This is a genomic window from Sphingomonas sp. ERG5, from assembly GCF_000803065.1.
GTDB lineage: Bacteria > Pseudomonadota > Alphaproteobacteria > Sphingomonadales > Sphingomonadaceae > Sphingomonas.
Genome location: NZ_JSXI01000027.1, coordinates 111,457 through 117,460 on the forward strand (window position 1 = coordinate 111,457; position 6,004 = coordinate 117,460).

The 6,004-nt window shown below is 65.1% G+C and carries 5 protein-coding genes; 3 read left to right on the forward strand and 2 right to left on the reverse strand.

The features are described from left to right. The first annotated feature begins 2 nt into the window (after window positions 1–2). Genes OO12_RS11545 through OO12_RS11555 form a run of 3 tightly spaced genes read left to right on the forward strand, consistent with a single transcriptional unit; the run spans window position 3 to window position 3,107 of the window. On the forward strand, window positions 3–665 hold the full coding sequence (locus OO12_RS11545; RefSeq protein WP_052215769.1) for a TetR/AcrR family transcriptional regulator: 663 nt from the start codon (window positions 3–5) through the stop codon (window positions 663–665). After that, on the forward strand, window positions 662–1,939 hold the full coding sequence (locus tag OO12_RS11550; protein WP_034158831.1) for a D-arabinono-1,4-lactone oxidase: 1,278 nt from the start codon (window positions 662–664) through the stop codon (window positions 1,937–1,939). Before OO12_RS11545 ends, OO12_RS11550 begins: the two co-directional genes overlap by 4 nt. 31 nt (window positions 1,940–1,970) lie before the next feature. Next, on the forward strand, window positions 1,971–3,107 hold the full coding sequence (locus OO12_RS11555; protein WP_034158832.1) for a DSD1 family PLP-dependent enzyme: 1,137 nt from the start codon (window positions 1,971–1,973) through the stop codon (window positions 3,105–3,107). Window positions 3,108–3,413: 306 nt separating this feature from the next. Here the strand turns inward: OO12_RS11555 and OO12_RS11560 are convergent, their stop codons facing one another. Next, window positions 3,414–4,949, reverse strand: coding sequence for an ABC1 kinase family protein (locus OO12_RS11560; RefSeq protein WP_034158833.1), 1,536 nt, complete (start codon window positions 4,947–4,949; stop codon window positions 3,414–3,416). A gap of 91 nt (window positions 4,950–5,040) precedes the next feature. Further along, on the reverse strand, window positions 5,041–5,925 hold the full coding sequence (locus OO12_RS11565) for an SDR family oxidoreductase (protein WP_034158834.1): 885 nt from the start codon (window positions 5,923–5,925) through the stop codon (window positions 5,041–5,043). Between the last annotated feature and the right edge of the window lie 79 nt (window positions 5,926–6,004).

A 6,004-nucleotide genomic window follows, 5' to 3' on the forward strand; every position in this document is an offset into this window, starting at 1 on the left:
ACATGACGAAATCAGGCGCGGCCGCCCCGGCCGATGCCGGTGCCGTACCCAAAGCGCCGCCCAAACAGGCGCGCGCACAACAGACTCGCGAACATCTGCTCGATGTCGCCGGCGCGTTGCTGGCCGAGATCGGGATGGAGCGTATCTCGACCAACCTGATCTGCAATCGGGCCGGCGTGACGCCCCCGGCGCTCTATCGCTATTTCGAAGATAAATATGCGGTGATCGAGGCGCTTGGCTGGCGCCTGATGGAGCGTCAGAATCAGGTGCTGGTCGCCTGGATGGAGCGTCATCTGCCGCACGGTATCGATGTCGTCACCGCCAATATCGAGGAATTGCTGCGCGAGACGGCGCGGGTAACCGAATCCGAGCCAGGCGGTGTGTGGATCGAGCGGGCGCTCCACGCCACGCCGAAGCTCGCGCATGTCCGGATCGAATCGCACCGCTACGTCACCGATCGCCAGGTCGAGGCTTATGCGCCGTTCTTTCCCGAACTGCCCCGTCACGTGTTGTGGCGCCGCGTCCGGATGGCGGTCGAGTTCGGCTACGTCACTGATGAGATGCTGAGCGAGGAGGACAGCATCCCCCGCGATGATGTTTTTGCCGAAGCTGCACGGATGCTGCGCCTTGTGCTGCGTGGTGAAGACAATGGAGGAGCAGCATGACCGAGTGGCGTAACTGGTCAGGCAGTGTCGTGGCGCGGCCCGCCGATATCGTCCATCCCGTGACTGAGGACGATCTGAGCAAACGGATCGCCCAGGCCGGCAAAGTGCGCGTGGTCGGTGCCGGGCATTCCTTCATGCCCTTGTGCGAAACCGATGGCTTGTTGCTGTGTCTCGACTCGTTGGAGGGCAGCATCGAGATCGCGCCCGATGGCCGCAGCGCCTGGGCACCAGCCGGCTGGAGCCTGGCTCGCCTGACTCGCGCGCTGTGGGACAAGGGTTATTCGCTGCCCAATCAGGGCGACGTCAATCCGCAGTCGCTTGCCGGGGCGGTCTCGACCGGTACGCATGGCACCGGCGCGGAGCTTGGCAGCCTCGCGACGTTTGCGCGCGGCTTCCGGCTGGTGTTGGCCGATGGCTCGATGGTGCAATGCAGCGCCACCGAGCGGCCCGACCTGTTCCAGGCGCAACGGCTGTCGCTGGGGCTGCTCGGCGTCGTCACGCGGATCGAGGTCGATATCCTGCCGGCCTATCATCTGGTGGAGCGGCTTAGTATCATGCCGCTGGCCGAAATCATCGAACAATGGCCGGAACTCGAGAAGCGGCACCGCCATGTCGAATTCTGGCTTTTCCCCTATTCCGATCAAGCGATCCTCAAGACGCTCGACATATGCGATCCGACGCCCGAGCCCAAGGCGACGTCGGACATGTCGGAGGGCATCTTCAAATTCTATTGCGAACTGGCGACCGTAATGCCGACGCTGACGCCGGTGCTGCAGCGGACGCTGATGCGCCTGATCGGGAAGGGAAGCCGCCGCGGCCCCGCCTATAGCGTATTTCCGTCGGATCGCACGACACGCTTCGAGGAGATGGAATATGAATTGCCGCGCGCTGCCGGTTTCGCGGCGCTGAACGAGGTCGTCGCCTGGATTCGCAAGAACCGCCTGCCGGTCAGCTTCCCGTTCGAATATCGTATCGTCGCGGGCGACGATATCTGGCTCAGTCCGTTCAACCAGGGGCCGGGCGCGTCGGTCTCGATGCACCAATATACCAAGATGCCATGGCAAGCGGTCTTCGCGGGGGCCGAGACGATCTTCCGCGCCCATGGCGGCCGTCCGCACTGGGCCAAGCGGCACAATCTGACCGCGCGCGATGTCCATGATCTCTATCCGATGGCCGAACGCTTCGGCGCGATCCGGCGCGACACGGACCCGACCGCAAAATTTGCCAATGCGCATCTGACGAGCCTGTTCGGCATCGACCCGCCATCAGCTTGATCTTCACGTCTTTGATCGTCAGGGCAGCCATATGACCGACCTCCACCTCCATGATTACCTGATCGACCTGCCCGGGTCGCGCGCCGCGCTGAACACCCCGGTGCTGGTCATCGATCGAGATGCGCTCGACCGCAATATCGCGCGCATGGCCGATTTCGCTACGGGCAAAGGCGTGAAGCTGCGGCCGCACACCAAGACGCACAAAAGCCTGGATGTGGCGCGCTTGCAACTCGCGGCGGGGGCCGTGGGCATTTGCTGCGCGAAGCTCGGCGAGGCTGAAGCGCTGACTGACAGCGGCGAGGTCGACAGCGTGCTGATCACGTCACCGGTGGTCTCGGCCCCGGCGATCGCCCGACTGAAGGCGCTTCACGACCGGATCGCCGACCTGATGGTGGTGGTCGATCATCCCGATAATGTTCGCGCGCTGGCGGCGGTGTTTCCCGCCGATCGGCCGCTTGGCGTGCTGATCGATATCGATCCCGGCATCCACCGCACCGGCGTCACTTCGCTCGATGCCGCGGTGGCACTGGCAAGCGACATCGCCGCGCAACCCTCGCTCCGCTTCAAGGGCGTGCAATATTATTGCGGGGTGCATCAGCATATCGCCTCCTATGCCGATCGCCGTACGGCGATCGAGGAGCGCACCGCCTATCTTACGACCATCGTCACGGCGCTCCAGGCCGCCGGAACGCCGGCCGGCATCGTCAGTGGCGGCGGCACCGGCACGCACCGCATCGATGGCGATCTCGGCGCCTTTACCGAGCTCCAGGTCGGATCCTACGTCTTCATGGACCGGCAATATGCCGAGTGCGACCTGGGTGGCCATGGCGAGCAATTGTTCGAAACGTCGTTGTTCGTCGATGCCCGCGTGGTCAGCGCCAACACGCCGGGCATGATCACCATCGATGCCGGCTTCAAGGCGTTCGCCACCGATGGCGGTTCGCCGGTGGTGGCGAACGGCGCACCCGAGGGTGCCGCCTATCGCTTCATGGGCGACGAACATGGTGCGATCTTTCCCTCGGGGGAGGGGCGGCGGCTCGCTGATGTGGTGAGCCTGCAGGTTCCCCACTGCGACCCTACCGTCAATCTGTACGACGCCTATCATGTGGTGCGAGGCGATGTGCTGGTCGATATCTGGCCGGTGACCGCGCGCGGGCGTTCGCGCTAGAACGGTTTCGAGCTGGGTTAACCCACCCCCGTTTGCCCTGAGCCTGTCGAAGGGCACGCGCAGCGTATGGGCTTCGACAAGCTCAGCCCGAACGGGGGCAATTCCACCCAGGTCGATGGCGCTGTAGAAGGGGGCTGCGAGCGCCCGGGAGAAGCGGAGGGCCGTTCTGGCCCTGCCCATTCGACTGACCTCTGTTCGCTGGTATCCGGTTCGTGGCGACCGGCAGGAAGCGAGGTTCGCCCGACTGGATCATGCTCTTCTGATCTGACGAATTCCTGCCCGAAGGACGGCCCCGCGCGGGCGTGCTCAGCGCAGAAAAGCGGCAACGATCACCCCAAAACCGATCGTCGCGCCCGCCAGCAGGATCGCCATCCCCACCCATCGTCCGGTCGCGGCGATCGCCTGGGCAATGTCCTTCTCGCTGGTATCGACCTTTGCCGGGCCGCTTTCGAGCTTCTGGACCGCGGCACGGATCAGGCGGGGGGCATCGTCTCCCACCTTGGCGATTTCCCACAGCACCGCGCCCAGCGCCGGTCCCCAGCTTCCCGGCGACAAGCGTGCGGCAAGGATCCGCGTATAGGATCGACGCATTGCCGCGGAAAGGTCGAAGCCCGGCTCGATTCCGGCAAGTACGCCATCGACCGTGACCAGCGCCTTGAAGATCAGCAACAGGTCGGGCGGCAGTACCAGCCCCTCATTGCGCAGCAAGGGCAGGAAATCAGCGACCATCGCGCTGAGAATCAGGCGCTGCCCGCCATGCCGCGCGACCAACTGTTCCGCCGCGAGCAGGATGCGGTCGCGGGGTACGCCACTGTCTTTCGACCAGATCGCCAGCGTGTCCGCCAGCGCGCCCGGGTCGCCCGAGGTCAGCGACTGGACGAAGCTCAGAAACTCCTCGCGCCGGCGCGGGCTGACATGGCCGATCATGCCCAGGTCGAGCAGCGCCAGACGGTTGCCGGGCAAGCAAAGCAGATTGCCCGGATGCGGATCGGCATGGAAGCGGCCGTTGATCAGCACCATGTCGAGCACGACGTCGGCGCTCAGGCTGGCGATCTCGGCGGGGTCGATGCCGGCGGCGCGCAACGTGTCGCCGTCACGGGGCGGCACGCCATCGACATAGTCCATCACCAGCAGCGCTTCGGAGGTCCATTCCCAATGGATTTCCGGCACGACGAGTTTCTCATTGCCGGAAAAATCGTCGCGCAACCGGTCGGCATTGCGGCCCTCATTGCTGAAATCGAGTTCCTCCAGCACTGCCTGCGCCAATTGCCTGACCATCGCGACCGGCGCGAAGCGGCGCGCATCGGCATTGGCATTCTCCACGATCGTGGCGAGATGCGCGATCAGGCGGAGATCGGCTTCCATGACCGGGCGGATCCCGGGGCGCCGGATCTTGAGCACGACGGGTCGGCCATCGGCCAGTACCGCCTTGTGCACCTGCGCCATCGAGGCGGCGGCAAGCGGCGTCGCATCGAAGCTGGCAAAGGCGGCCTCCGGCGGCTGGCCAAGGGCGAGTTCGACCTCTGGCCGCAATGTCTCGAACGGCAAAGTCGGTGCGCGGCTGTGCAGATGCTCCAGTTCCGCGATCCAGTGTGGCGGCAACAGATCGGCGCGCGTGGCGAGGATTTGCCCCAGTTTCACGAAGGTCGGGCCCAGCGCTTCGAGTGCGAGCCGGGTGCGGTGAGGCAGGGTGTCGGCGTCCATCGCGCCATCGACGTCGCGCGCCTTCGCTTCGAGTCCGAGGCGCACGAGCAGGACATCAAGCCCGTACCGCGTGGCGATGCTCGTGATCTCCGCGAGGCGATTGCGATCCCGGGCCGCCACCATGAGTGTCTTGATCATGGCTGACCGGATAGCGGATGATCCGGGTGGAGGCGAGGCGTCCGCGTCCGAGGCCGATCGAAGCATGGCTTCGATCGGCCTCGCGCCCTGATCAGCCGCCAAAATATGCCGGCTGATCGATATCGGCGAGGAGGCCGGGCTGTTGCGGATTCCAGCCAAGCGCTTTCCTGGTCCGCTCGCTCGAGGTCGGAATATCCATGCCGGCGAACATCGCGAACCAGCCGAAATGCTCAGCCGCTTCCTCCGGAGTCTGGGAGATCACCGGTACGCCGAGCCGGCGGCCGATGATCTCGGCGATCGATTTGAAGGGAACCCCCACGTCGTCAACCGCATGATAGGGGCCGCTCTCGACGCCCTGCTCGATCGCCAGCCGGTAAAGCCGCGCCGCATCGAGCCGATGCACGCCGGGCCAGCGATTCTGCCCATCGCCGATATAGGCCGCCACGCCTTTTTCACGCGCAAGGCCGATCAGATGCGGGATGAAACCATGATCGCCCTCGCCATGCGTGGACGGGGCAAGGCGTACCGAGGACACACGCACCCCGCGCGCCGCGACGGCGGCCGCTGCCCGTTCGGACGCGCGCAGGAAATCGGGCGACGGGCTGTCCGCCTCGGTTGCGATCCGGCCCGGCGCAAGCAGCGCGAGACCCGAAGTCACCAGCATGGGACGATCGGATCCCTCAAGCGCCGCGCCCAAAGCCTCGATCGCGCGCCGGTCGTCCTCGCAATTCTGCGCGAAGCGGGAGAAGTCGTGATTGAAGGCGGTGTGAATGACCGCGTCCGCCACGCGTGCGCCCTCGCCAAGGCTTGCGAGATTCTCGATCGAGCCGCGCTGGGTTTCGGCGCCCATCTCCGCGAGCGTGTCGGCGCCGGCATCGGAGCGTGCGAGGCCAAGTACGTCATGGCCGCCCGCGATCAGTTCGCGAACGATGGCCGCGCCGACAAAGCCGGTCGCGCCGGTGACAAATATACGCATGGGGAAGGTCTCCGATGTTGACAGGGGCCTGTTATCGGGCGTTCATATATACTGTTAAAGCTGTGTCTTATACACATCT

What these genes read in the sequence shown, in the direction of transcription:
- OO12_RS11565 (WP_034158834.1), bottom strand. Translation starts at nt 5,925, where the DNA reads ATGCGTATATTTGTCACCGGCGCGACCGGCTTTGTCGGCGCGGCCATC.
- OO12_RS11560 (WP_034158833.1), bottom strand. Translation starts at nt 4,949, where the DNA reads ATGATCAAGACACTCATGGTGGCGGCCCGGGATCGCAATCGCCTCGCG.
- OO12_RS11555 (WP_034158832.1), top strand. Translation starts at nt 1,971, where the DNA reads ATGACCGACCTCCACCTCCATGATTACCTGATCGACCTGCCCGGGTCG.
- OO12_RS11545 (WP_052215769.1), top strand. Translation starts at nt 3, where the DNA reads ATGACGAAATCAGGCGCGGCCGCCCCGGCCGATGCCGGTGCCGTACCC.
- OO12_RS11550 (WP_034158831.1), top strand. Translation starts at nt 662, where the DNA reads ATGACCGAGTGGCGTAACTGGTCAGGCAGTGTCGTGGCGCGGCCCGCC.